This window comes from Corallococcus sp. AB032C (genome assembly GCF_003668935.1).
In the GTDB taxonomy this organism is placed as follows: Bacteria; Myxococcota; Myxococcia; order Myxococcales; family Myxococcaceae; genus Corallococcus; species Corallococcus exiguus.
On sequence record NZ_RAWP01000006.1, the window covers coordinates 23,305 to 48,104 of the forward strand.

17 protein-coding genes are annotated in these 24,800 nt (G+C 70.4%); 9 read left to right on the forward strand and 8 right to left on the reverse strand.

Features of this window, described 5'->3' with window-relative positions; translation table 11 throughout:
- Nucleotides 1-2 precede the first annotated feature (2 nt).
- Nucleotides 3-1,073: a hypothetical protein gene (locus D7X99_RS03535; RefSeq protein WP_121776472.1), complete on the reverse strand. Its 1,071-nt coding sequence runs from the start codon at nt 1,071-1,073 to the stop codon at nt 3-5.
- Nucleotides 1,074-1,115: 42 nt separating this feature from the next.
- Nucleotides 1,116-2,315: a hypothetical protein gene (locus tag D7X99_RS03540; RefSeq protein WP_121776473.1), complete on the reverse strand. Its 1,200-nt coding sequence runs from the start codon at nt 2,313-2,315 to the stop codon at nt 1,116-1,118.
- Nucleotides 2,316-2,427: 112 nt separating this feature from the next.
- On the opposite strand from D7X99_RS03540, the gene D7X99_RS03545 reads away from it, so the two are divergent.
- Nucleotides 2,428-3,234, forward strand: coding sequence for a DNA alkylation repair protein (locus D7X99_RS03545; protein WP_121776474.1), 807 nt, complete (start codon nt 2,428-2,430; stop codon nt 3,232-3,234).
- A 52-nt stretch (nt 3,235-3,286) separates the two neighbouring features.
- Here D7X99_RS03545 and D7X99_RS03550 read toward each other — a convergent pair whose 3' ends face one another.
- Entirely contained in the window at nt 3,287-4,603 is a 1,317-nt protein-coding gene (locus tag D7X99_RS03550) for a hypothetical protein (protein ID WP_233613066.1), read from the reverse strand.
- A 135-nt stretch (nt 4,604-4,738) separates the two neighbouring features.
- On the opposite strand from D7X99_RS03550, the gene D7X99_RS03555 reads away from it, so the two are divergent.
- A complete protein-coding gene (locus tag D7X99_RS03555; protein WP_121776476.1) occupies nt 4,739-5,785 on the forward strand; it encodes a hypothetical protein in 1,047 nt (348 codons plus the stop codon).
- Nucleotides 5,786-5,805: 20 nt separating this feature from the next.
- Here the strand turns inward: D7X99_RS03555 and D7X99_RS03560 are convergent, their stop codons facing one another.
- The 3 genes from D7X99_RS03560 to D7X99_RS03570 form a co-directional block, all read right to left on the reverse strand.
- Entirely contained in the window at nt 5,806-6,660 is an 855-nt protein-coding gene (locus D7X99_RS03560; protein ID WP_121776477.1) for a hypothetical protein, read from the reverse strand.
- A gap of 152 nt (nt 6,661-6,812) precedes the next feature.
- Nucleotides 6,813-11,552 carry a translocation/assembly module TamB gene (locus D7X99_RS03565; RefSeq protein WP_121776478.1) on the reverse strand — a complete coding sequence of 1,580 codons (4,740 nt, stop codon included), beginning with the start codon at nt 11,550-11,552 and terminating at the stop codon, nt 6,813-6,815.
- Entirely contained in the window at nt 11,549-13,720 is a 2,172-nt protein-coding gene (locus tag D7X99_RS03570; RefSeq protein ID WP_233613067.1) for an outer membrane protein assembly factor, read from the reverse strand. The genes D7X99_RS03565 and D7X99_RS03570 overlap by 4 nt, the downstream gene beginning before the upstream one ends.
- A gap of 166 nt (nt 13,721-13,886) precedes the next feature.
- Here D7X99_RS03570 and D7X99_RS03575 point away from each other — a divergent pair, with 166 nt between their 5' ends.
- Nucleotides 13,887-14,198, forward strand: coding sequence for a hypothetical protein (locus tag D7X99_RS03575; protein WP_121776479.1), 312 nt, complete (start codon nt 13,887-13,889; stop codon nt 14,196-14,198).
- 58 nt (nt 14,199-14,256) lie between these two features.
- Here D7X99_RS03575 and D7X99_RS03580 read toward each other — a convergent pair whose 3' ends face one another.
- Nucleotides 14,257-15,810, reverse strand: coding sequence for a 4-alpha-glucanotransferase (locus tag D7X99_RS03580; protein ID WP_121776579.1), 1,554 nt, complete (start codon nt 15,808-15,810; stop codon nt 14,257-14,259).
- Between the two features lie 145 nt (nt 15,811-15,955).
- On the opposite strand from D7X99_RS03580, the gene D7X99_RS03585 reads away from it, so the two are divergent.
- The 6 genes from D7X99_RS03585 (at nt 15,956) to D7X99_RS03610 (ending at nt 21,599) form a co-directional block, all read left to right on the forward strand.
- Entirely contained in the window at nt 15,956-16,540 is a 585-nt protein-coding gene (locus D7X99_RS03585) for a DNA-3-methyladenine glycosylase (protein WP_121776480.1), read from the forward strand.
- 35 nt (nt 16,541-16,575) lie between these two features.
- Complete coding sequence (locus tag D7X99_RS03590; RefSeq protein WP_120575309.1) at nt 16,576-17,205, forward strand: RNA polymerase sigma factor; 630 nt, start codon at nt 16,576-16,578, stop codon at nt 17,203-17,205.
- Nucleotides 17,206-17,270: 65 nt separating this feature from the next.
- The gene (locus D7X99_RS03595) at nt 17,271-17,510 is read left to right on the forward strand and encodes an anti-sigma factor (protein WP_014399836.1); all 240 of its coding nucleotides are present in this window, start codon (nt 17,271-17,273) and stop codon (nt 17,508-17,510) included.
- Nucleotides 17,507-18,577: a radical SAM protein gene (locus D7X99_RS03600; RefSeq protein WP_120575308.1), complete on the forward strand. Its 1,071-nt coding sequence runs from the start codon at nt 17,507-17,509 to the stop codon at nt 18,575-18,577. Before D7X99_RS03595 ends, D7X99_RS03600 begins: the two co-directional genes overlap by 4 nt.
- A 118-nt stretch (nt 18,578-18,695) precedes the next feature.
- Entirely contained in the window at nt 18,696-19,319 is a 624-nt protein-coding gene (locus D7X99_RS03605; RefSeq protein WP_121776481.1) for a DedA family protein, read from the forward strand.
- Nucleotides 19,320-19,412: 93 nt separating this feature from the next.
- Complete coding sequence (locus D7X99_RS03610) at nt 19,413-21,599, forward strand: hypothetical protein (RefSeq protein ID WP_121776482.1); 2,187 nt, start codon at nt 19,413-19,415, stop codon at nt 21,597-21,599.
- Here D7X99_RS03610 and D7X99_RS03615 read toward each other — a convergent pair.
- Nucleotides 21,596-24,745 (reverse strand): ABC transporter substrate-binding protein, encoded by a 3,150-nt coding sequence (locus D7X99_RS03615; protein WP_121776483.1) that lies wholly within the window; start codon nt 24,743-24,745, stop codon nt 21,596-21,598. The two genes, D7X99_RS03610 and D7X99_RS03615, sit on opposite strands and share 4 nt — an antisense overlap.
- Nucleotides 24,746-24,800: the final 55 nt, after the last annotated feature.

Here is a 24,800-nt window from a genome sequence, read left to right on the forward strand (position 1 = left end):
GTTCACCGCACGATGACGCGCACCGGCCCCCGCAGCGTGACGGTCCGCAGCCGGCGAAGGCCGGGGCCTCCCATCATGGGATTCGTCCGGCCGCGAGGCCCCACCCGGCGCAGGCCCGCGCGCGCCCGGAGCTGGCGCACGGCGGCGCTCGTCCGGGCCAGGCGGCGCACCACGCGCGGGCTGGAGATGACGCGCCCGCCGATGCGGCGGAGCATCCTCGGCACCGCCTGGGGGCTCGCGCCCTGCTGGCGCACCAGCCGCGTCACCTGACGCACCACGCGCGTCACCGCCGGCAGGGCCCGCACGCCGTAGCGCTGGCTGATGCGCGAGGCGAGCTGCGTCGTCATCTGGCCCACCGCGCGTCCCAGCGCCTTGGCTTGTTGGGGCGACTGCCTGCGGCGCGCGGGAGACATGGTGGAGCGGACCACGTGCCGCGCCGCCAGCCCGCCCAGCACGCGGTTGAAGGCGTCCATGTCCTCGTCGCTGGCGTAGTCCCCGGCGGCGTCCGCGAAGGCGTCCATCGCATCCGCGCGGAGCAGCCCTCCCAGGGTGCGGCCAATCTCCTGGCCCGCGATGCCGCCCAGCCGGGGCGCGGCCTGACGGATGAGCCGCATGGCGATGGGCATGGCCCTGCGGCGGATGCGCTGGAAGGTGGGCCCGGCCACGGTGGCCAGCCGGCGCGCGCCGGCCGCCAGGCGGCGGAGGAACTCGTCCTCGTCCTGGGCGTCCATCGCGTCCGCGAAGGTGTCCTCCAGGGCGTTGGGGTTGTCCGTCTCGAAGCCGTCGCCCTCGAAGGGCTCCTCCATGGGGGTGGGGTTCTCCTCGAAGCCTTCGGCCTCGAAGGAGTCCTCCAGGGTGGTGGGGTTGTCCTCGAAGCCCTCGCCCTCGAAGCCCTCCTCCAGGGTGGTGGGGTTGTCCTCGAAGCCCTCGGCCTCGAAGCCCTCCTCCATGCCTTCACCCTCGAAGGGATCGTCCATGCCCTCGTCCTCGAAGCCCTCCTCGCCCTCTGCCAGCAGGTCGGACATCTCATCGCCCTGGCTCGAAAACTCCTCTTCGAAAGGCTGCGGTTGCATGGGTACTCCTCCTTGTCCTGAAGACTTCGTGAGTGGATCGACCTAGGCGCGGCGGACGCTCGCGGCGCTGACCGCGGCGACGGGGATGCGGCGCAGCACCTGCCGCCGGGCATGCACCCGCCGCGCGGCCAGGCGCGGCGGGACGACGCCCATCGCGGGCATCTGGACCGCGCGGGTGAGCACCCGGCGCCCCGCGCCCTGCACCACCCTCGGCAGGGCGGTGATGGCGCCGCCCGTGCCGCGCAGGCGCAGGTTCCCCGCCGCCAGCCGGGCGATGAGGCGCATCAGCCGCAGCCGCCGGCCCGAGGTGCCAGGCACCTGCTGGGCGAGCCGAATCAGGAGCTGCTCCACGCCGCGCGTGCGAGCCCGAAGCACGCCCTGCGCGGCGCCACCGAGCGTGGTGCTCATGGGCACCGCCTGCCGCGTCACCACCCGCGCCGCGAGCCCCGCGCCCAGCGGCAGGGCCACGGCGGGCGGCACCTGCCGCGCATCCGCCATGTCCGCGAGCGCATCCAACGACGCGTCGTCATCCGCGCCGTCGCCGCGCAGGATAGAGGACGCGATGCGCCCGCCCACGCCTGGAATCAGGCCACCCACCGCCCCCGCGAGCGCACCGCGCAATCCCTGTCCCCGCAGCAGCCCCTGCGCGGCACCAACGCCCGCCGCGACGACGCGCCCCCACGGCCCCGCGAGCCCCGCCACGCGCTGGACCACCGGCAGCGCGCGGGCGAGCAGCGGACCCGCGCGGCGCAGCGCCGCGGCCCCCAGCTGGCCCGCCCGCCGCACTCCCCGGGCGATGCCGCGCGCGGCGCTGCGGATGCGCCGGGTGATGCGGCCGAGGAAGGCCTCGGCGTCATCCGCGTCCATGGACTCCAGCACGAAGGGGTTGAGCGTCCGCGCGAGCGTCACCGCGGCGGGACCCGACACGAGGCGGTTGCTGGTGGCCGGCATGAACAGACCGCTGGCCGGGCTCGCCTCGAACCCGTCGAAGCCGTCGTCCTCCAGGAAGGCGTCCTCCGCCTCGGCCTCGGCGAACAGCTCCTCGAAGCCGTCATCCTCGAAGCCCGAGGGCTCGAAACCCGACGGCTCGAAGGGGTCCGTCTCGAAGCCTTCCGCCTCGAAGCCCTCCAGGTCGCTGAACTCGTCCGCCAGGTCCTCCAACTCCTGAAGGGCATCCGGGCCCTCCCAGGCGTCCATGGTGTCGAGGGACTCCACATCGGACAGGTACTCAGCGCTGGTCATCGCTTCCCCCTCGCAGGTGCGACCTCCACCCTTCACGGGCCGCAAGTTGGAGAAGGCACTCGGGGAGTGACAGTCACTCGTTTGGACTAGTGCTGGCAGAATCCCGCGCGACATGACCTTCGAAGAGACGATGCGGGAGCTGAAGCGGCTGGGCACGGCGCAGACGCGGAAGACCTACCTGCGGCACGGGGCTCCAGAGCCTGTGTCCGGTGTGAACTTCGGTCCGTTGGCGGTGTTGAAGAAGCGCATCGGCACGGACGGCGTGCTCGCCCGGGCGCTCTGGGCGTCCGGCCACACGGAGGCGCGGTTCCTGGCGACGATGGTGGTGGACGCGCCCCAGATGCCCTGGAAGGAACTGGACGCCTGGGCGAAGGGGCTGGACTGGTACGGGCTCACGCCCGTCTTCGTGTCGAACGTGGTGCTGCGTTCACCGCACGCGGTGAAGGCACTGACGTGGACACAGTCGAAGTCCGAATGGGTGGGGCAGGCAGGGTGGCAGAGCCTGTCCGCGCTGCTCACGAAGACCGAGCTGCTCGCGCAGGAGGACCTGCTGTCGTGGGTGAAGCGGATTGAACAGGAACTGCCGGGCGCGAAGAACCGCGTCCGCGAGGCGATGAACGGCGCGCTCATCGCGGTGGGCGGCTCCTCCGGAGGCGCGGTCCAGGCCGCGGCGCTCGCGACGGCGAAGCGGCTGGGCAAGGTGGAGGTGGATCAGGGCGACACGGCCTGCGAGACGCCGGATGCCACCGAGTACATCCTGAAGATGCAGGCCCGGAAGGACGCGAAGGCCAAGGCCCCGGCCAAGAAGCCCGCTGCCAAGAAGGCTCCGGCCAAGAAGGCTCCCGCCAAGAAGGCTCCCGCCAAGAAGGCCCCGGCCAAGAAGCCCGCGGCCTCCACGCGCACGCGGGCCCGGGCCTGACCTGGCGCGTGCGCCCGGCATGGAGGCCGGGCGCACGGTACAACTCACCGGCTCAGTTCTTCACGCACGCGGCCTGGCCACCCGCGTCCTTGTACGTCTTCACGCGCTTCACCAGGTTGCCGCCGTCCGACTCCGGCGTGGTCTGCTCGTAGTTGCCCGCGCCGAAGAGCATGCCCACGCCGCCCGCGGCGGCCACTTCGCCCGGGTGCGTGAGGAAGTAGTCCACGCGGTTGTCGCGCCACTTCTGGTTGCTGTTGGGCAGGGACATGTTGCCCACCGGCAGCTGCCACCAGATGTGCGGCTTGCCCAGCCGCGTGGAGACGGCCTTCGCCCAGGTGAAGGCCTGGTGGAAGTGCGGCAGCTTGCGGTTCTCCGGATCCCACCAGGCCGCGCTGCCCGTCGTCTTCTCGTACCAGCCCGCGTCGCGGTCGGACGCCTCCACCGTGACGAAGTCCGTGTCGCCCGCGCCCACGGACAGGAGGAAGTCCGCGACCTTGTTCGCCTCGCCCGCCACGTCGAACGACGCATCCGTATTCTGGGACACGTCCGTCTTCGTCGCCCACGCGCTCGCGTGCAGGCCCACCTTCGCGTTGGGCGCGTACTTGCGCACCATGGCGATCATGCACTTGCCCAGGCCCGCCCCATTGTTCTCCTGGCTGCCGCAGTCCGTGGGGTTCGCCGCCTTCACCGCGGCCGGCGTGGACTGCGCCTTGCCGTCCTTGGGAAAGAATTGGAGGTAGGCCCACATGTCCGGCTCGATTTGCAGCAGCGCCTTCTCCTGGCCCACCTGCTTCAGCAGGAAGCGCCAGTCCGCGAGGTAGCGCCCCAGGAACGCCGAGTCGTTGAGCGCCTTCAGCTGCTGCTCGCCCTCCGTGTAGCCGCTGGCCTGGAAGGCTTCGTAGTAGGTGATGAAGGGAATCTGCCCGTTCGTCTGCGCGGCCTTGATGAAGTCGCGCACGTAGGCACCGGGCGGCTCCTGGTCGTACTGCCAGCAGCCCCACCACCCGCAGCCGCCACCGCTGTTGGAGCATGACGCGCCGTCGGACGTGCACCCGGACGCGCACGAGTTGCACGCGTCCTTCGAATCGAACAGGCCCGCCGCGATGTAGAGGTAGCGCACGTCGAAGGGCGCGGCCTTCGCGGTGTCGTCCTCCATCTGCGCGCCCACCAGCACCGTGCTCTTGCCCAGCGTGGTGAGGAACTTCGCGCCCAGGCAGTCCGAGCCTTCGCCCGGCGTCACCCCGGGCCCATCCGTGCCCGGCCCGGGCTCACCACCCGGCTCACTCGAATCCGAACAGCCCGCCACGGCCAGCAGGCCCGCGGCGAGGAACGGCCAACACTTCCGACGAAACAGGGCAGGGGTCCGCATGATGTCCAGAACTCTACTCCGCCCCCGTCCTCCCATGCCCCTCGCCGCTGGGAGCTTTTCCTAACCTTGCCGGGAAGTCTTGAGTCACGCTCGCCCCACCGGCCCACGGCCGGTCTACCCCCCGAGGTGTGCGTGATGAAGCTCCGTTTGTGCGTGCTGCTGGTACCCGCGCTGCTGGCGGCCGGCTGCGGTCCCCTGGAGGAAACCCCCGAGCCCGTCATCGACGAGCTGACCGGGCAGGTGCTCCAGGAGGCGACGACGAAGTACGACATGCACCGCCTGTTGGAGGACTCGGACGTCACGGGCGGGACGGGCATCACGCCGGCGCAGGTGCAGGCGTTCCTCCAGCAGCAGGGCTCGTACCTGGCGGGCTACACGGACCCGGCCTACGGCAAGACGGCGGCGACGCTCATCGTGGAGCGCTCGCGCGCGAGCAACATCAGCCCGCTCTACATGCTGGCGCGCATCCAGGGCGAGTCCAGCCTCATCCAGAGCGGCACGTCCACCAACCTCAGCAAGGCCACGGGCTGTGGCTGTCCGGACGGCAGCGGCTGTGACGCGCAATACGTGGGCTTCGGCAAGCAGGTGGAGTGCGGTGCGAAGAAGATGCGCGGCTACCTCACCGACCTGGAGGCGGGCCGAGCCACCATCTCCGGCTGGAAGACGGGCGTGACGAAGTCCACGTCGGACCCGTGCTCGGTGAAGCCGGTGAACCACGCCACCGCGGCGCTCTACACGTACACGCCCTGGGTGGGCGCGTACGCCATCCAGTGCGGCCGCACCACGGTGGGCGGCTCGTCGCTGATGGCGTCCATCTACAACCGCTACAAGACGGCGTACGCGTGGACGCTCAACTCCACGGAGGGCTGCTTCTCCGGCACGGTGGACGCCACGGTGCCGGAAGGCTCATGCGTGCAGAGCTCGTCGGACGCGCTGTGGCGCCAGTGCTCGCAGGGCGTCTTCATTGGAGGCACCACCGCGAAGCCGTCCAACTGCAACGTGTCCTTCCCGTTCTGCGCCTCCACGCGCCTGGGCCGCGGCGTGCCCCTGCGCACCTGCGTGCAGGTGAGCAGCACCCTCTGGCAGCAGTGCGGAGCGGAGGGGACGTGGCGGGACGCGCCGGGCGCGGGCTCCACGGGCGTGGGGCCCGTGGGCACGTGCTACGCGGCGTACTCGCTGTAGCGTGAGCTCAACCTGGGAGCCTAGTCGCTGTCCTCATCGCTGTCCGAGGGCACATCCTCCATGATGTGTCCGAAGAGGATGGGCTCCTCCTTCTTGGAGGTCGGCTTCCATCCCGCGCGGACCTGCTTCCAGAAGAGCGCGCTCTTGGGAATCTGGAAGTTCGAATCAGGCACCACGGAGGTCCATGCGTTCTCGGGGATGCCCGGGTGGCGCCCGCGCGTCCCGACCGTGGGGGTCATGATGAGGACCGACAGACGTGCTGCGGCCGAGTTGTATGAATCAAACAACGCGGAGCACCACCGGCAACAGAGATAGGAGACGCCCAGGTAGAGGTCCATGGCGCCGCGGAGGTCGATGTTCCCGACCAGATAGGCCAGGAGCCGCACCTCCGCGTGCATCTTCTTGAGGGCGGGGAGCACCGTGATGGTTCGGAACTGGTAGCCCTTGTTCCACCACGCGTGGACCTTGTTCATGTCGATGTTGATCCGCTCCTTCTTGTACTCCTGGAGCGACTCATATCCACCGCTCTCCGGGCCGAAGAGCTTCTTCCACCGGGGGTCGTCCTGGTCCCAGGCCTCGATGGCCTTCTGCTTCTTTTCCTTGTCGTAGGCCGGGGGCTTCTGCGTATGCACCTGCCGCAGCAGGTTCGCGACGCCCTCCGCGCTGAGGGACTTGGTGTCATTGGCGCAGACGTAGAGTGTGTCGCCGACGTGGGCCACGGCGACACACTGGGCCTTCGGGAACTTCCAGAGGATGATCCGGGCGTAGGAGTCGAGCCGCCGATGGGCACGCTCCAGGTCCTGGTTCTCCTCCATCTCGGTCATGCACGCCCAGCAGATGTCGCTCTTCCCAAACCCACAGTACTTGCAGGCCATGCTCTCTCCATGTCTCGCTGTTGCCGTGCTTGGGCGCGCGGAGATGGAGATGTCGGGATGGGGCCCAGTCCGGACTGTTCAGGGCAAGACTAGGAAAGCCGGCGGAACGAGCCAAGCACCCGGCCGGTGCCCGGCCGGGGCTACCCGGTGGGTCAGTACTCCTTGGTCCAGATGAGGTCCAGGCCGCCGGAGCGCGCGTCGCCGTACATGCCTTCCAGGCTCCAGCGCGGGCTGAAGAGGTACTGGAAGCGCACGGCGTTGGCGTTCTCGCCCTTCTGGAGGTTGGCGCCCACGCGGCCGGTGTAGCCCACGTAGATTTTGTCCGTCACGTACGTGCCCACCTCCAGCTTGGTGCCGGCGATGCCGCTGTCACCCGCTTCGATGGAGAGCACGTCCAGGGGCAGCTTCGCGGCAATGGCCTTGCGCGCCTCGTTGGCGACGAACGAACCCACCACGGAAGCGGCCTGCGCGCTCGCGTTCATGGACGCGCCGGAGCCGCGCTCCAGCGTGCGGCGGCCGGTGGCGAGCAGCGTGTAGATTTCCGACTCCGGCAGGGCCGGGTCGCTCGTCGTCTTCAGCGTCACTTCCTTGCCCTGGCCGCGCACGGTGACGAAGACGGTGACGTTCGCGTTCTCGTTGCGGTGCTCGGCGGTGACGTTGATGTACGGCATCATCACGGGGCCGGTGAAGCGCACCTGGCTGTCGCGCTGCACGTCGAAGCGGCGGCCCAGCACGTCCACGCGGCCCAGCAGCACCATCACCTCGCCGAACATGCGCGCCTCGTTGGCGTATTCGACGCGGAAGCCCTCGGACAGGCCCAACTGGACGTTGAGGTCCGTGCCGCGCACCCACAGGTTGCGGGGCGCGTTGATGTTCACCCAGAACTGACGCTGCGGGGGTCCCTCGTCCTCGCCTTCCTCCGCCAGGGGCTCCGCTTCCGCCTGTGACGTGGGGCCACCCGCGCCGCCACTGCCCACCGTCGACTCCGGGTTGCCGGGCATGCCGGGCGAGTCCGGCGCGTTGCGCGGATTTTCCGCCTTCTGCGACGTGGCCACCTGCGTGGGCGCCTTCTCCTTCTTCTTGCGCTTGTCCACCGGCACGCCGTTGCGGACCATCACCACGTCCACGGGGCGCTCCAGCGGCTGCAGGTCCTTGCGCTTGGCCTCCGGCAGTTCGACGTGCGCCTCCGGGATGGACAGGTCGCTGATGTTCACCAGCCGCTCGCTGAGGCTGCCCTTCATGGACAGGTTCAGCGACAAGAGCGCCATCAGCTGGTCCTCCACCACGATGGGCAGGTTCTTGGTGTTGCCCTTGCCCTCCAGCACGAACTCGCCGCTCTTGCCCTGGCGGTTCGCGGTGGCCGTCAGCTCCAGCGTGCCGTTGCCGGACTTCGCGGTGAGCTTCTTGAGTTCGATGCGCTCCTGCGACGCGTTCAGCGCGAGCTGGATGTCGCGGTACTCGCCGAAGCCCTGCAGCCCCAGCCGGCCGTCCTTCCACTGCAGGTCGCCCTTGAAGGTCGGCGCGCCCACGGTGCCGCCCAGGTTCGCGTCCGCCTGCATGATGCCGCCCAGCGAGCGCACGTACGGGGAGATGCCGGAGAGGAACGTCGGGTCGAAGCGGCGCGCGCGCAGCGACACCTCCACCGGCGCCCGCTCCGCCTTCTTCGCGGGGCCCTGCGCGGACTGGAACGCGGGCAGGGACAGGTCCAGGTCCAGGGTGCCGCCTAGGAGCAGCGACCCGCCGCCGGGCGCGGTGAGCATCGCGTCGAAGAGGGACTTCGCCTGGGAGTAGGAGTAGTGCAGCCGCGCCTGGCCCAGCGCCGTCTGCGCCACGCCCAGGTGCTGCATGCCCGCGTTGAGCTCCAGCTCCGGGGCCTCCGGCGTGCCCCGCGCCACCAGCTCCATGGACAGCACGCCCTGCGGCCCGCGGTTGCCCTGCGCCGGCTCCACCGCCATGCCGGGAATCTCATTCAGGGGCACGGGCCCCACGCGCCCCTTCATCCGGAAGGGCACGCGGCTGACCACCTCGCGGTCCTGGAGCGCGGCCAGCGGCGCCAGCAGGCGCGCCTCCAGCGTGGCCAGCGGCCCGTTGGGGCGCTGCACGTCCAGCGTCAGCTTCACGTCTTCATTGCCCGCCAGCGCCAGCGCGGTGCCATTGAGGGGCGGCAGGCCGTTGGCGGTGACGCCCTTGGCCTGCATCTCCACGCGGCCCCGCGGCGCGAGCGCGGAGCCGTTCACGTCCGCCTTCAGCGTCACCGTGCCGTCCGGCTTGTCCACGCCCTCCGCGCCCTGGAGCAGCTTCAGGGGCAGCTCCGCCACCAGCGCCTCCAGGTGCAGCGGCGCGTCCAGCGCCTGCGCGGGCGTGGGCGGGTTCGCGATGACGCCGCCCAGCGTGAAGGGCGTCTTCACCAGGACGTAGGCCCGCGGCGCGACACCCTTCACGTCCATCCGCGCGCTGAGCGTGGCGTCGTTCGGGTCGGAGTTCGCGTGCAGCTCGAAGCCCAGCGCCTGCGCGAAGAGGGCCTCCGGCCGGCCGGGGTAGCGCAGTTCCGCGCCCACCACCTTCAGGTCCAGGCGAGGGTCCTTCGCGGAGCCGTCCACCACCAGCGTGCCGGTGACCTGACCGGAAGGGCCGGGCGGCTGGTTCGCCAGCTTCAGCACCTCCGCGACGTCCAGCTTCTCCAGGTTCACCGTCAGGGACAGCGGCTCGTTGCGCCGGCGCAGCACACCCTGCACGGGCACGTCGAACTTGGAGGACACGCGCGCCGCGTTCAGCTCCGCGCCCAGCGTGCCGGTGGCGCGGTCCTTCACGTATCGCGCCTTCACCTGGAGCCCCAGGCCCTCGTAGCCGCGCACCTTGCCGTCCGTCAGCGTGAGGTCCACGTCCGCGTCCGGCCGCGCCATCCGGCCCTTCGCCGCGACATGTCCGGACAGCATGCCGCCCAGGCCCAGATCCTCCGGCACCGCGATGCGAGGCAGCTTCGACAAATCAAAGGCGCCCAGGTCGATGCGCGCGTCCACGCGCTCGCCGTCCTTCACCGCGGCGATCTTCAAGGTCTGCGGTCCCGACGCGAGCGCCAGCGGCGGCGCCAGCGCGATGCGCCCGCCCCCGAAGGCCAGGTGCGTGGGCTGCTGGAGCGTCCAGGTGGCCTCCGGCCAGGACAGCGAGAAGGCGCGCATGGCCAGCCCCTCGTTGTCCTCGTCCACGGTGCCCTCCACGCCCAGCGCGAGCTTCGCGTCGCCGTCCACGCGCACGCTGGCTTTCAGCTCGCGGTTCTCGCCGGTGGTGAGCGCCAGGGACAGGTCGCGGAACGTCTTGCCCGCGGTCTTCAGCTCGCTCACCAGCACGGTGGCGTCGGTGGTGAGCGGACGGGTGACGTCCGGCACGCTCGCCTTGAGCGACAGGTCCTGGATGGCGATGTCGCCGTAGTTCAGCGCCACGAAGTTGCCGTCCGCCTTCACCCCTGGCGAGCGCGGCGGCCCCTTCACCTGGAGCTCCAGCGAACCGCTGCCGGACATGGGCGGCACGGTGCCGCCGGGCAGCAGCTTGTCGAGCGCCTGAGACAGCAGCCTCAGGTTGCCCGCGGACAGGCTGCCGCGAGCCTCCAGCGCCTTCGAGGTGCCTTCGCCGGACGCGATGAACGCCGCACCCGGCATCATCACGCGCAGGTTGGCCACGTTGTAGTGACCATCCTTGGCGCTGGCCTTCATCTCGATGGGGCCCACCGACTGGCCCCGGAACTCGGACGGGGTCACGGTGAGGGCCACGTCGCCGTCCAGCGTCTCCACGCTGTCGCCACCGCCGTGCGCGATGAGGTCCGCGGCGATGTTGGTGGGGATGCCGTTCTCCATCAGCTCGGCCAGATTGACCCCGCGCGCCTTCACGGTGGTCTCCGAGGTGCGGAACGTCTTGAGGTTCACGTCGCCCGTGAGGTCCAGCGTGGCCTTGCCCGCGGACGCGCCCAGCCGCGCCTTCGCGAGGTCTCCGTCCATGGACGCGGTGCCCTTCGCCTCGATGGGCACCACCAGCGGATACGCAGGCACGAAGGCCTTCACCGGCCCGGGCGGAACGGCCAGCCGGCGCAGCTCCACGGCCGCGGCTGTCTCACCACTCTGCTTCGCGCCCAGGTCCGCCTCGATGCCCGCGAGGCCCAGCTGCGCGTCCACCTGGCGCACCACGTCCTTGCCCTGGCCCTTCAACACCAGTCGCACCGGGCCCTTGAGCGGAAGAGTGAGGCCGCCCGTGGCCTGCAGGTCCGCGGCGAAGTCCATGTCCGCCAGCGCGTAGTGGCCCTCGCCCTTCGCGCCGAACTCCTCCAGGCGCACCTGTCGCTCGCCGCCGTCCGGCAGCTCCTGCCGGAAGTCCACGTAGCCGTGGCTCAGCTCGAAGTCCTTGAGGTGGATGCGCAGGGCGCTCTTGCTCTCAGTGGGAGGCTCCTCGGGCTTGGGCTCCCGGGGCTCCAGCGCGCGCATCAGGTTGAGGCCGCGCTCGTCCTGCACCAGGTACAGGCGGGGCGTCTCGATGCGGACCTTCGTCAGGTCCACCTTCTGGCCCAGGAGCGGCGACAGGTTGAGCCGCGCCTCCACGCGGGCGATCTCCGCCGCCAGATCACCTTCCGGCGTGTAGAGCTTGATGCCGGTGACGACCGCGCCGTTGAGGTCCAGGTCGAGCCCGCCCAGCTCCAGCCGGCCGGCGAACTGCTTGTTCGCCAGGTCCACGCCGAAGCGGGCGATGCGGGCGGAACCGCCGGGACTGGTGGCGTACACGAGCACGCCCGCCACCAGCAGGACGATGAGTCCCAGCAAGCCGAGCAGTCCCCACAGCAGCCGCCGTCCCCAGCGCTTGCGCCGGTGGGGCGGGGCGGAGGGGGCGGGGGTCGTGGGTTCGCTCAAAACGCCTCTCCGATGGAGATATGGACCGCGCAGAGCCCTTCCGGGGCACCCGCATAGGCTGCATCGGCGGAGGTCGAGGTCTTGTCGAACTTGCGCCCGAAGCCCAGGCATCCACCCGAGGACGGATAGATGTATCCGGGATCGCTGACGGGCAATCCCCGCCCGATGTTCAAGCGCCTGGCGAGGTCCAGTCGGATGGGGCCCACCACGGTCAGGTAGCGCAGGCCGGCGCCCAGCGCGTGGTAGTGCTCGGGACCGAACAGCTTGGGGGCGTTCTTGCCGAACAGCGCCTCCGTGCCCACGAGGCCGGAGTCATAGAAGATGGCGACCATCAGGCTGTCCGTGAGCATGTAGCGCAGCTCCACGGAACTCTCGAAGAGGCTGTTGCCGCCCACGGGGACGGTGTCCCAGGAATCCAGGATGGGGTCGCCGTTCGCGTCCAACAGGACGTTGCCGTCGTCGTCCTTCTTGTAGGTGGGCGCGAGCGGCGTCATGGGGGACAGCCGCTGGCCGTTGAAGCCGCGCATCGCGGTGGCGCCGCCGGAGAAGAAGCGGGTGACGATGGAGCTCTGGCCGCCGCCCGCCGGGTCCAGCGTGCCCGCGCGCAGCTTCACCGCGAGCGTCAGGTCCTTCTTGTCGCCCAGGGAGTGGTAGTAGCGCAGGTCCGGAAGCAGCCGGACGTACTGGTACTGCCCGAAGAAGGGGCCGCCGCCCTTCTGGATGGAGAAGCCCACGTAGTAGCCGTCACGCGGCTCGGTGCGGTCGTCTCTGCGGTCCCAGGCGAACGCCACCTCCAGGAAGCTCAGCGCCTGGTCGCAGACCTCCTCCGTGGTCTTGCAGCCGAGGGTGATGGGCGGGACGCCCTCCTCCGCGGTCACCTGTCCCGTCAGCCGGTAGAGCTGCAGGTTGTACGAAGGGAAGACGGAGAAGGACGGGTGGGGCGTCCAGATGACGCCTGTCTTCAGATAGCCGCCGTAGAACGAATAGGCCTGCTGAAGGCCCTTCTCCGCGGTGACGGAGGCCTGCAGGGCCACGTCGCGGAAGAGGAAACGCGGCTGCTCGAACTCCGTGGTGAAGGTGAAGACGGGGGCCTCGTCGGAGCCCTCGTCGTTGCGCAGGCTGGCCAGCACGTTGGGGATGAACGCGTAGCCCAGGCGTCCGCGCAGCGTGAGCCTTCGCAGGCCTCCGCGGAAGTTGCGGTTGGACCACTCGCCCAGGATGCGGCCTTCCTGCCGCGCGGCGTCCACGCCGATACCGCCGCCCAGCTTGATCGAGTGGAAGGGCGACTCGCGCACGTCCACCACCACCGGCACCGTGGCGTTCTGCCGGTCCGGCGCGCCCCGGTTCACCTTCACCGCGCCGAACACGCCCATGCGGAAGACGCGCGCCTGCGCCTCCGCCAGCGCCGCTTCGCTGAAGTAGGCGCCCTTGATGACCGCGCCCTGCGCCTGCTCGATGATGCGGCGGGGTGGCACCTGCGGGTTCGCGTCCGTGGCGATGAAGATGTTGCCGAAGCGGTAGCGCAGGCCCGGGGCAATCTGCAGGTCCACCACGGCCTTCTGCGTGGCCACGTCCACGCGCACCTCGCCGCCGACCTCCGCTTCCGCGTACCCCAGGTTCTTGAGCCGCTGGAGCACCAGGTCCTTGGTGGTGCCCCACGTCTCCTCGCGGAACACGTCGCCGGTCTTCACCGGCAGCTCCTCCAGGATGCGCTCCCGCTCGCGCAGCGAGGGCTGGTCCTTCCCCTGGCCCAGGGGCTCCAGGCCGTGCGTTTCGATGCGGTCGATGACGGTGGGCGCGCCCTCGTTGACCACCACCTTGAGGCGCACGGCCTTGTCGCCGTCCGGGATGACCTCGTTGGACTCCACCTGCGCCTGGTAGAAGCCCTCCGCCTGGTAGAAGCGCTCGATGCGGCGCAGGTCCGCCTGCCACGCGTTGGTGTCGAAGTAGTGCGCCTTGCCGAAGGGCCAGAACGCGTACCAGGGCGTGGAGGACGTGAGGATGCGGTCCTTGATGTCCCCGTCGTCCACCTTCTTCGTCCCCTCGATGTCCAGGGACTTCACCTTGGGGCCGGTGGGCTGATTGGAGGTGGTGGCGCACGCCGTCAGCAGCACGGTCAGCGCGAGGGGCACGGCGGAGCGGAATCGGAGGAGTCGGACGTCGGCCACGCCACGTTTCTTACCGGATGGCCAGCCCCTGACGCGTTTCGCAATGTTTCTTTGTGCGGCGAATGTCGCATTCCGCGACCTCGGGGGCGGGGTCAATGTCCGCCAAACCCCGGGCCCCGCCGTGGCGCGTGCAACCGGGCCCGGGGTGCGTCAGATTCGGGTCCCTATGGTCCGGCGAATCGCACTCTTGCTGTCGGCCACGCTGGTGCTGGCCACCGGCTGCGGCGTGAGCGAAGACGAAGTGGTCCAACTCAAGGAGGGAGAGAACCTCGCCGACACGCCCTACTGTGGCTCGGTCGGATGCGCGGATCCGCTCCGCTTCTGCGCGGAGCTGTTCCTGGAGTTCGGCCGCTCGCCGCCCCTGTGCGTCGTGGACAACATCTGCGACCGGCTGGAGTGCGCGAAGGCGGGCCGCCGCTGCGCCGTGTTCGACGGCTTCCCCGGCCAGGTGAAGTGCATCGAGGAAAACGGCCAGTAGTAGGCGGCCGTCGTCCACGAACCCCGGGGCAGCGGTCCCCGGGGGCGGATGCGTCAGGCTACCGGCGCGACGAGGCGGTGAGCCACGCCAGGCGCTCCGCGGCGTCCTTCGTCTGGGCTTCCGTGAGCAGCGCGTCCGTGTCCTGCGCGATGCGGTAGGCCCAGTTGGCGTCGCCCATGGTGCCGGGCAGGTTGATGCGGTCGCGCGTGCCCAGCACGTCCTGCCACGGCAGCACGCACAGGTCCGAGCCCGCGTTGAGCGCGGCGGCCAGCGTGGCGCGGTGGATGTCCGGGGTGAACTCGCGCGTCACCGCCACGCCCTGGAACTCCGGCCACGCGCGCGCGGCGTTCTGGCGCTCGTGCTCCTGCGCCTGCTCCCACCACTCCGCCTGCGGCTCCGTGTCGTGCGTGCCGGTGGTGACCAGCGACACGGCGGGGAAGGCGTGCGGGTCGCGGTAGGTGTTGTCGTCGCGCTCCCAGCGCAGCACCCGGTAGCCGGGCAGCTTCAGGTCCGCGAGGATTTGACGCACGAACGGGGGAATCACGCCCAGGTCCTCGGCGACGATGCCCGCGCCTTCCGACAGCAGCCGGAAGTGCTTCTCACCCTGGCGGCGCCAGGTGGGCTCGTCCCCGGGGACGAAGTAGCCGGTGGGGTTCTTCTCGTCGCGGATCCACTGGCGGAAGTAGCCCACCGCGTGGTCCACGCGGCGCAGGTCGTAGTAGCTGGCCGCCTTGGCCGCGCGCTTCTTCAGCCACGCGTAGTCGTCCTTCTCCATCGCGGCGAAGTCGAAGTAGGGCAGGCCCCAGTCCTGGCCCGTGGCGGAGAAGTCGTCCGGAGGCACGCCCAGGCGCGCGTCGCGGCGCAGGATGTCCGGGTGGGCCCAGCAGTCGGAGCTGTCCTGCCCGATGATGAAGGGCTCATCCCCGCACAGCAGCACGTCCTTCGCCTTGGCCTGCGCGCGGACCTGGTTCCACTGGGCTTCGGCCAGCCACTGGAGCCACGCGTGGTAGCGCACGCGGCGCTCCATGCCTTCCTTCTGGATGGCGAGCAGCGCGTCCGGCTGGCGCGTGCGCAGGCCTTCGGGCCACTGCCACCAGGGACGGCGGTCTTCCTTCTCGCTGATGGCGGTGAAGAGGGCGTAGCTCTCCAGCCACTCGCCCTGCGCCTCGCGCCACTTCTGGAACTCCTGGGCGCGCGGCGTGCGCGGGGCCCACTCGTGCTTCTCGAAGTGGTCGAAGGCGCGCGCGAACGCGGCGTCCTTCAGCGGGAACACCAGGTCGTAGCGCACGCGCGCCGCGGCGCGGGCCTCCGCCAGCTGCTGCTTCTGTGCGTCGCTGAGCGCGCCCTCTCCGCCGGTGGCCTGGAACTCCGGCACCTGGTTCAGGTCGATGAACAGCGGGTTCAGACCGAACGCGGACCGCGTGGCGTACGGGCTGGGGTCGCCGGGCGCGGTAGGGAGGAGCGGCAGCACCATCAGCATGCGCTGACGCGCGGCCTTCATCCAGGAGAAGAGCCCGTCCATGGCACCGAAGTCACCGATGCCGAAGTCCGTTCGCGAGCGCAGGGAGAAGAGAGGCAGCAGGAGACCGGAGAGCCGGCCAGGAGTGGACATGATGCGGCGCAATCTGCCCCAGCCCCGGGCCGGTGTGAACTGCCGTCGCGACGCGGTGCACACACGCTTGCTTGTCGGGCCCGCCGTCGGTCCCGGGACGCTCAGTGGTTGACGATCACCCCCATGAGGCGGGAAGGACCGCCCCATGAAACGGCTCCCCCTGTCCTTCTACGCGCGGCCCACCCTGGAAGTAGCGCGCGACCTGCTGGGGACCCTGCTGGTGGTGGACGGCGTCCGGGGCCGGCGCGTGGGCCGCATCGTGGAGGTGGAGGCCTACCTGGGCGAGCATGACCTGGCGTGTCATTCGTCCAAGGGCCGCACGCCGCGCACGGAGGTGATGTTCGGGCCGGCGGGGCGCTCGTACGTCTACCTCATCTATGGAATGCACCACTGCTTCAACGTGGTGACGGACGCGCCCGGGGTGGCGGCGGCGGTGCTGGTGCGGGGCGTGGAGCCAGTGGAGGGCATCTCGCCCGGCGAGCGGACGGACGGGCCGGGAAAGCTGTGCCGGGTGATGGGGCTGAACCTGAACCATAACGGCCTCACGCTGGACTCGGAGGGGCTGTACCTGTCGCTGGGGACGCCGGTGCCGGACGCTCGGGTGGAGCGGGGGCCTCGCATTGGCGTGGAGTACGCCGGGGCGTGGGCCGCTGAACCCTTCCGGCTGTGGGACCGCGACAGTGGACACGTCAGCCGCTTCGTCTCCCGGCGGCCTCGCCGTCGGCCTTGACGCGGAACCTTTCGACTGGTTGGGTGGGAAACGTCATGTCCCACGAGGCTCCCCAGGAAGAAGACCGGCAGGAAGAAGACCGGCGGCTCCTGATGCGGGCCCAGGACGGTGACGTGTCCGCCTTCGAGGCCCTGGTGGGCCTGCACCAGGACCGGGTGTACGGCCTGGCGCTGCGGATGACGCGCTCGGAAGCGGACGCGGCGGAAATCACCCAGGACACCTTCCTGTCCGCCTACCAACACCTGAAGGACTTCCGGGGCGAGGCGGCCTTCGGGTCCTGGGTGCACCGCATCGCGGCCAACCACGCCCTCATGCGCCTGCGTCACCGGCGGGTGGCCCAGGCGGCCGAGTCCGAGCTCCAGACCCCTGAGTTCACGGAGCGGGGGACCCTGGCGGACTACCCCGTCTCGGACTGGAGCCGGGACGCCGAGGAGAAGGCGCTGGACGCGGAGCTGGGGCAGGCCATCCAGCAGGCGGCCGACCGGTTGCCGGAGGGCTACCGGGAAGTCTTCCTCTTGAAAGACGTGGATGGCCTCAGCTACGAACAGATCGCAGAGGTGACGGGGGATTCCATCCCCGCCATCAAGAGCCGCCTGCACCGGGCACGGCTCGCGCTGCGAGAGGCCATCGACCTGTTCTACAACCGGGACAATCGCGGGGTGTGAAACCCCCAGGGCGCCTCGGCATCTTCGAACAGGAACGAGGGGAGCCGCAGCCAGCCGAGGTTCGGATGTATACCTGCAAAGATTCCATCAACCTCCTGCTTGAGTTCCTTGAAGGCGAAATGCCCGAGGAGGAGGCGCGGCACCTGCAGGAGCACCTGTCGGGCTGTAAGCCCTGCGAGGAATTCCTCAGCACCTATCGGGCGACTCCCGGCCTGTGCAAGCGCGCCATGGCGCTGAAGATGCCTCGGGAAGTGTCAGCGAAGCTGACCGAGTTCCTGCGCTCGAAGATCAAGTCCTGCTCGTGAACCTGAAACAACTGTCGCTGCCGGAGCTGGAAGCAGCGCTCGCGCCGGCCCAGCCGTCCGCGACCGCGGTGCGCAAGGTGTTCGCGGGCGTCTTCGCCCACGCCCGTCCCACGGTGGATGCCGTCGCGCTGGCGCCCCAGGTGCCTCGCCGGGTCGCGGACCTGCTCCGCGCCCAGGCGGAGATGCCGTCCCTCAAGGTTGTCGAGCGGCGGCAGGCGGAAGACGGCTTCGTGAAGTACCTCTTCGAGTCGCCGCTGGGCGGTCGCATCGAAGCGGTGCGCATCCCCATCTTCGAGGAGAAGTACGTCGTCTGCGTGTCCAGCCAGGTGGGTTGTGCGCTGGCGTGCGACTTCTGCATGACGGGCAAGCTGGGCTTCCAGCGGAATCTCCAGACCTGGGAGATCCTGGATCAGGTGATGCAGGTGCGCGCGGAGGCGGACCGGCGCGTGGGCGGCGTGGTGTTCATGGGGATGGGCGAGCCGCTGCTGAACTACAAGGAGACCATCCGCGCGGCGCAGATCCTGTCGCACCCGGCGGGGTTCTCCATCTCCGGCACGGCCATCACGTTCTCCACGGCGGGGCACGTGCCCGCGATTCGCCGCTATACGAAGGAAGGGCACCCGTTCCGCCTGGCGTTCAGCGTGACGAGCGCCATCCCGGAGAAGCGCGCGAAGGTGCTCCCCATCGAGAAGACGCACCCGCTGCCGGAGCTGATCCAGGCCATCCGTGAGTACAGCGAGGCGCGGCGCGAGCGGGCGATGATTGCCTACGTGGCCATCCAGGGCTTCAACCTGGAGCGCGAGGACGCGGAGGCGCTGAAGGCGGCGTTCGAGGGCATCCCCATCAAGGTGGACCTCATCGACGTGACGGATCCGACGGGCAAGTACCTGCCGCCCACGGCGGAGGAGTTGAGCGCGTTCCGGGACCACCTGCAGATCCTGAAGGCGCCCATCGCGCGGCGCTATTCGGGCGGCAAGGAGATTGGAGCCGCGTGCGGCACGCTGGCGGCGAGCCAGTACGGCGGCACGGTGCTTCCGACGCCTGCTGCTTCGCCCCGGCAGGCCTGAGGTCCACGCCCGCGCGTGTTCACCGCCGCGCGGCTGGTGGAGGACACGGGTTCCGCCGGGAGGGGAGACGACTTAAGTCTCGCGCGGAGGGCTTCCGGGCCTGGAGGGCACCGCACGGATGTGGATCGAGCACGTCGACAAGCTGATTGGGGCGCTGGGGCCGTTCGGGTACCTGGTGCTCGGCGTGGCGGCGATGCTGGAGTACGTGGTGCCGCCGTTCCCCGGGGACACCATCGTGCTCATGGGCGGCGTCTACGCCGCGCGCGGGGTGAAGCCCTGGTGGCTGGTGCTCGCGGTGGTGACGGCGGGCAGCGTGGTGGGCGCGTTCATCAACTACGCGGTGGGCCAGTGGCTGGCGAAGCGCTTCGAGGCGCAGCCGGGGCGCTCCTTCTTCGGGCTCACGCACGCGCGGTTGGAGCAGGTGCAGGCGCGGATGCGGCACGCGGGGCCGTGGCTGCTGCTGGTGAACCGGTTCCTGCCAGGCATCCGGGGCGTCATCTTCATCGCGGCGGGGGCGGCGCGCATGCCGCGCTTCAACGCGCTGGTGCTGGGCGCCATCTCCGCGCTGGCGCACAGCGGGCTCATCCTGGCGCTGGGCATGGCGGTGGGCGGCAACCTGGAGCGGCTGACGGTGCTGGTGTCGCGCTACCAGTACGCGGTCATCGGGCTGTTCGTGGTGGCGGCGCTGGGGTTCGGTGTGCGAGCGCTGACGCGGCGGCGTGAGTCGGCCGTGGAACCGTAGCGGGCCCAGGTGGGCATGAAAATGTGCGGGGACGACCCGCCAGGGTGGGGCGCACGTTGCGCGGGCCCGGGGTGGCGCGGTTGAGTCGGGGGCATGTCCCGCATCCGTGCTCGCTGGTGGCTGCTCCTGTTGCTCGTCCTGGTGGGAGGGTGCCGCTGTGGCGACGACCCCAACGTGGGCGGTGCGAGCGCCAGCTTCCGGCCGCAGGTCGAGGTCGTGGACTTCGGCCGGGTGCTGGAGGGCACGCAGGTGCGCCGCTCGCTGACGCTGGTGGCCACCGGCCGCGCGGGCGTCACGGTGGACGCGGTGACGGACGCGCCCTTCTTCGTCGTCGTGTCCCAGATTGTCGTGGGGGGCAGCGGCACGGGCACCGTGGACATCCTGTTCTCCGCGGGCAGCACGCAGGTGGAGGGGGAGCTGGTGCTCACCGCGGGGCGCACCACGGCGAAGGTGAAGCTCACCGGCGTGGGCGTGCGTCCGCTGGCGTGCATCCCGCAGAGGGAGTGCCATGACTCGCGCTTCGACCTGGACTCCGGCCTGTGCATCGAGTCCCCGCAGGCGGACGGAGCGTCATGCATCCCCAGCAGCCGCTGCCAGGAGAACGGCCGCTGCCAGGCGGGCATCTGCGTGGGGCAGCCGCGCACGTGCAATGACGACAATCCGTGCACGGTGGACAGCTGTTCGCCAACACAGGGCTGCGTGACGGCGAACGTCGCGTGCCCGGTGCCGAGCAACCCCTGCAAGGTGGGCGTGTGCGACCGCAACTCGGGCTGCCAGGAGGTGGACGTGGCGGACTTCAGCCCCTGCGGCGCGGTGAGCTGCAAGGCGGCGCGGGTCTGCTTCAGCGGCACATGCCGGTCGGTGACGCCGCCGGACGGCTTCGTCTGCGCGCCGGCCACGCCTTGCCAGGATGAAGGCAAGTGCAGCGCGGGCGAGTGTATGCGCCCGGACGCTGGAGACCTGGAGTCCGTCTTCAGCGCGGAGCTGGGCGGGATGCCTGTCGCGGAGGACGGCGGACCGGTGCTGCTGGTGGACGATGGGACGGTCTACGCGTCGGTGTGCGGTGAGGACGCGGGCTGCTGGCTCGCCGCGTACACGGAGAGCGGACTGCTGCGCTACGAGTCGCCCTATGAGGACGGGGGCGCGAGGACGCTGCTCGCGGCGTCGGACGCGGGCGTGGTGGTGCTCGCGCCGGAAGCGCTGGAGGCATACGCGCCGCGAGGCGTGGGCGAGCTGCGCTGGCGCACGTCGCTGGCGTTCGCCGATACGGCGCTGGATGGAGGAACACCGGAGGTCGTGCCCGGCACAACGGGAGCGGGCAGGGTGGCGCTCACGAAGGAAGGGGACGTGCTGACGTACGTCACGTGGAGCGACGACGCGGGCACGGAGCCGCTGCGCTCCCGGCTGGTGTTGCTGAGCGCGGACGCGGGCGTGCCGCTGGCGATGGGGCCGGAGGAGGACGGCGGCGGAGCGGCGAGGCTCGCCGTGGACGACGCGCGCGGTGCGTACCTCTACACGCCGTGGGATGGACGGCTGGCCTTCACGGACCAGGCATCGGCTGATCCGGTCACGGATGGCGGGACACTCATGGCGTTCGGTGATGCGCTCGATGACGGAGGCCTCGCATCACTGAGCCTCGAACCGCTCGATGCGGGTGTCCCAGGCGGAGCGTTGTCACTGGCGCTCGCATCGGGCCGGTTGCTCGTAGGCACGCAGGCCTTCGTGGACACGGATGGAGGTGTGCTTACCGCGCTGGATTGGGACGCGGGCACGCGCACGCTGTCGCCCCTGGCCGAGCCCGTGCTCATGTCCCCCGGAGGCGCGACCGGCCATGCGTTCGCGTTCGCGTGCGACCACACGGACGGCACTCCCTGCGCCGGCGCGGAGCTGCGCACGGTGCTGCGCTCCTTCAGCTTGGACGACGGCCAGTTCCTCTCGGAGGTGGACGTGTTGCCCTCGCCGGTGCTGCCAGGTGCATTCCACGAAGCCGCGCTGCTGGAGCAGAACACCGTGGGCGTGCTCGCGGACGCGGAGCTGCCGAACGGTCAGCGCCAGGCGTGGCTCGAATGGATCGCCTTCGGCAACAAGCTCAATCAGTGCTCGCTGCCAGGCCGCGTGGAGGTGGCGGGCGCGGTGTTCGCCGGAGACCTGCTGCACGTGGCCCTACGCCGCGACGGCGTCTGGTGGCTGGAGTCCTATCCCGTCGGAGGACGTACCGAATCCCGAGGCTGGCCCCAGCGCAATGGCAGCCCCGCGGGCACCCGCCGCGCCGCGCCCTAACCGCCCGCGGCCGGGTCCACCCAGAGGTCCTCGAAGCGCACCTGCGGCGGCGTCTGGTGCAGCCGCAGGTTCTGCACGGAGGCCACCGCCACCGCGTGCGTGCGGTCGTGGTACAGCGGGATGAGCGGGCAGTCCTCGCGCGCCAGCATCTCCGCGCGCTTGTAGAGCTGCGAGCGCAGCTCCGGGTCGATGGACACGCGCGCCTCGGCGGTGAGCCGGTCCAGCTCCGGGTTGCGGTAGCCCAGCGGGTACACCGTCTGCGCGCTGGAGTTGAGCAGGAAGTGCAGGAACGCGTCGGGGTCCGGGAAGTCCGCCAGCCACAGCGTGCGGAACGCCGGGACCTTCCCCTCGCGCAGGCGCGCCAGGTACTCCTCCGGAGGCATCTGCTCATGCCGTAGCTCCAGGAGCCCTGCCTGGATCAACGGACGGAAGAGCACCGCGTCCTCGGCGGACGTGTCGCGGCCCACCGCGTGGTGCAGGGTGAGCTGCAACCGCCGCACGCCCGCCTCGCGCAGGAGCCGCTCCGCCAGCGTCAGGTCCGGCACCGGCGTGGGCCCCAGCTCCTGTGCCCCGTCCAGCAGCTCCGGCGGCGTGAAGGTGCGGGCCGCGCGCGCGCCCGGGTGGAACTGCTCCACCACGCTCGGGATGTCCATGCCCGCGCGCAGCGCCCGACGCACGCGCACGTCGTTGTACGGCGCCTCGTTCAGGTTGAGGCCCAGGAACGCCGTGGAGGGCGTGGTGCTGGTCACCACCTGATGCACGTCCAGCCCGTGCGCCTCCGTGTGCTCCACGTGCAGGAACGACACGAGGTCCACCTGCCCATCCAACAACTGCCGCACCGCCTGCGGACGCGTCTCCGTGAGGACGAACTCCAACCGGTCCAGCAGTGGAAGCCCGCCGCGCCAGTAGGTGGCGTTGCGCTCCAGCACCATCCGGTCCGCCTGCATGCCCACGACGCGGAACGGGCCCGTGCCCACCAGCTTCCCCGCCGGGTCCATCTTCGCCACCGCCGTGGCGGTCAGCGCCATGAGCTGGAGGAAGAACGCCTTGGGCTCGCGCAGGCGAATCTCCAGCGTGCCCTCGTCCAGGACCTCGATGCCCGTCACCTCGCGAGCCATTCCGCTGGCGTACTCGCGCGCGCCCTCCACGTCCTCCAGCAGGCTGCGGTCCGGCGAGCGCAGCGCCGGGTCCATCAGCCGCTCCAGGTGGCGCTTCACGTCCTGCGCGGTGAGCAGGGCGCCGTCGTGGAAGGTGACGCCCCGGCGCAGGTAGAAGCGGTAGCGGCGCGCGGACGGATCCGCGTCCCAGCGCTCGGCCAGGTCGGGCACCAGCATGCCGTCCTCCAGCCGCACCAGGCAGGAGAAGAGGCACGCCGTCAGCTCCGCCATCTGGTTCTCCACGGCGAACAGCGGATCCACCGTCTGCCGCGCGCGCAGCGAGCCCGACTGATGCAGACCCACCCTCAGCGTGCCGCCCACGCGGGCCCGCGGCAACTGGAAGCGGAACACCTCCGCCTCCAGGCTCGCCGTCTCGTGGCCCAGCTGGTCCACCGTGCGGTCCAACCCGTCGCCAATGCGGATGACCCGGCGCGCGTCCTCGCGCACCTGCGCGACTTCCTCACGAATGGACGCGTCACCCCGGGTGAGCACCTGGTGCGCGGCGCGCAGTTCCTCGATGGCCGCGCTCAGCCGCATCACCGCTTCGGACAGGTCGCGGCCGGTGCGAGCCTGGGCCTCGGCCTTCTGGCCGGCGCTCTGGCCCACGCGCGACATCTCCTGAATCTGGCGCACCAGGTCCCGCGCGTTGCCGGACTGCTCGATGGCCATGCGCGTGATGTCCTCCACGCGCCGGGCCACGCGCTTGCTGGCCTCCACGACGGTGGCGCCCTGCGCCTCCAGCCGCTGCGTCTCCATCACCGTGGCCTCCACGGCGGCGAAGGTGCGCTGGGTGATGGAGCGGATCTCGCTCAATGCCTCGGAGGCGCGGTCGCCCAGGGCCACGCCCGCGGTGGCCTGCTCGCGGCCCTCCTGCACCAGCGCCACGGCGGTCTCCACCGCGTCGCGGATGCCGGTGACCATGGTGCCAATCTCGCGCGTGGAGCGAGTGGTGCGCTCGGCGAGGCTGCGGATTTCGTTGGCCACCACGCCGAAGGGGCGGCCGTGCTCGCCCGCCTGCGCGGCGATGATGGCGGCGTTGAGGGCCAGGAGGTTCGTCTGGTCGGCGATCTCCTGGATGACGTCCACGATGCGGCCAATCTCCAGCGACCGCGTGCCGAGCATCTCCATCAGCTCGGCCGCCTTGCGCACCGTCTCCTCCACCCGGTACATGCCCTGCACGCTGTCGCCCACCAGCGCCTCGCCGCGCTGGGCGGTGGCGGTGACGGCGATGGCCATGCTGTTGGTCTCCGTGGCGCGGCGGCGCACGGCGTCGATGCCGCCCTCCACCAGCGCGACGAAGTCCTCCGCCTCGGAGGCGAAGCGGCCCAGCTCGTCGCCCGACGCGGCGATGTGGGTCAGCCGCTCCGTCATCGCCTGGGTGAGACCACTGGTGCGCTGGCTGAAGTCGTTGACGGTCTCCAGGCCGTCCACCACCTGGTGCAGCCGCTCGGTCATCTCCAGCAGGGCGCCCGTCGTCTCGTGCGCGAAGGTTTCAATGTGCTGCACGCGCTTGATGGCCACCTGGAGGCTGGTGCCGTTGCCGCCCACGGCGGTGAGCGTGCGCTCCACGGCGCCTCCCTGACGGCGCGCGGCCTCCAGCAGCATGCGGGCCTGCTCGCTCACGCCAGTGCCGGTGCGGTGCAGGTTGCTCGTCACGCGCTGCACCTGGGACATGGCCCGGCGCAGGGACAGGATGAGGCGGCGCAGGTCCTCCTGGCCCTCGAAGCCGGTGTGGATGGGCGTGGTGAGGTCGCCCTCCGCCAGCCGGGACATCAGGTCGCGCCGCTCGCGCCGCCGCATGGCCGCGAAGCGGAACCACGACAGGTAGCTGCCGATGAGCCAGAGGAACGGCACGCCGAGCAGCAGCACCGCCCACCCAGCCGTGTCATCCGGCTTGCCCGTTACCCACCACAATACGAAGCCCAGGATGAGGGCGGAGACCAGGGCTGCCACCAGCCCGAACGAGAAGAGGTACCGTTTGGCGCCCATGGACGGGGTGGACGCTAACCCGCCTTCTCGCGCCGGTCCCAATTTCGACGCATGC

What these genes read in the sequence shown, in the direction of transcription:
- D7X99_RS03580 (WP_121776579.1), bottom strand. Translation starts at nt 15,810, where the DNA reads ATGTCCACTCCTGGCCGGCTCTCCGGTCTCCTGCTGCCTCTCTTCTCC.
- D7X99_RS03555 (WP_121776476.1), top strand. Translation starts at nt 4,739, where the DNA reads ATGAAGCTCCGTTTGTGCGTGCTGCTGGTACCCGCGCTGCTGGCGGCC.
- D7X99_RS03590 (WP_120575309.1), top strand. Translation starts at nt 16,576, where the DNA reads ATGTCCCACGAGGCTCCCCAGGAAGAAGACCGGCAGGAAGAAGACCGG.
- D7X99_RS03595 (WP_014399836.1), top strand. Translation starts at nt 17,271, where the DNA reads ATGTATACCTGCAAAGATTCCATCAACCTCCTGCTTGAGTTCCTTGAA.
- D7X99_RS03575 (WP_121776479.1), top strand. Translation starts at nt 13,887, where the DNA reads ATGGTCCGGCGAATCGCACTCTTGCTGTCGGCCACGCTGGTGCTGGCC.
- D7X99_RS03540 (WP_121776473.1), bottom strand. Translation starts at nt 2,315, where the DNA reads ATGACCAGCGCTGAGTACCTGTCCGATGTGGAGTCCCTCGACACCATG.
- D7X99_RS03560 (WP_121776477.1), bottom strand. Translation starts at nt 6,660, where the DNA reads ATGGCCTGCAAGTACTGTGGGTTTGGGAAGAGCGACATCTGCTGGGCG.
- D7X99_RS03550 (WP_233613066.1), bottom strand. Translation starts at nt 4,603, where the DNA reads ATGCGGACCCCTGCCCTGTTTCGTCGGAAGTGTTGGCCGTTCCTCGCC.
- D7X99_RS03610 (WP_121776482.1), top strand. Translation starts at nt 19,413, where the DNA reads ATGTCCCGCATCCGTGCTCGCTGGTGGCTGCTCCTGTTGCTCGTCCTG.
- D7X99_RS03535 (WP_121776472.1), bottom strand. Translation starts at nt 1,073, where the DNA reads ATGCAACCGCAGCCTTTCGAAGAGGAGTTTTCGAGCCAGGGCGATGAG.
- D7X99_RS03585 (WP_121776480.1), top strand. Translation starts at nt 15,956, where the DNA reads ATGAAACGGCTCCCCCTGTCCTTCTACGCGCGGCCCACCCTGGAAGTA.
- D7X99_RS03545 (WP_121776474.1), top strand. Translation starts at nt 2,428, where the DNA reads ATGACCTTCGAAGAGACGATGCGGGAGCTGAAGCGGCTGGGCACGGCG.
- D7X99_RS03605 (WP_121776481.1), top strand. Translation starts at nt 18,696, where the DNA reads ATGTGGATCGAGCACGTCGACAAGCTGATTGGGGCGCTGGGGCCGTTC.
- D7X99_RS03615 (WP_121776483.1), bottom strand. Translation starts at nt 24,745, where the DNA reads ATGGGCGCCAAACGGTACCTCTTCTCGTTCGGGCTGGTGGCAGCCCTG.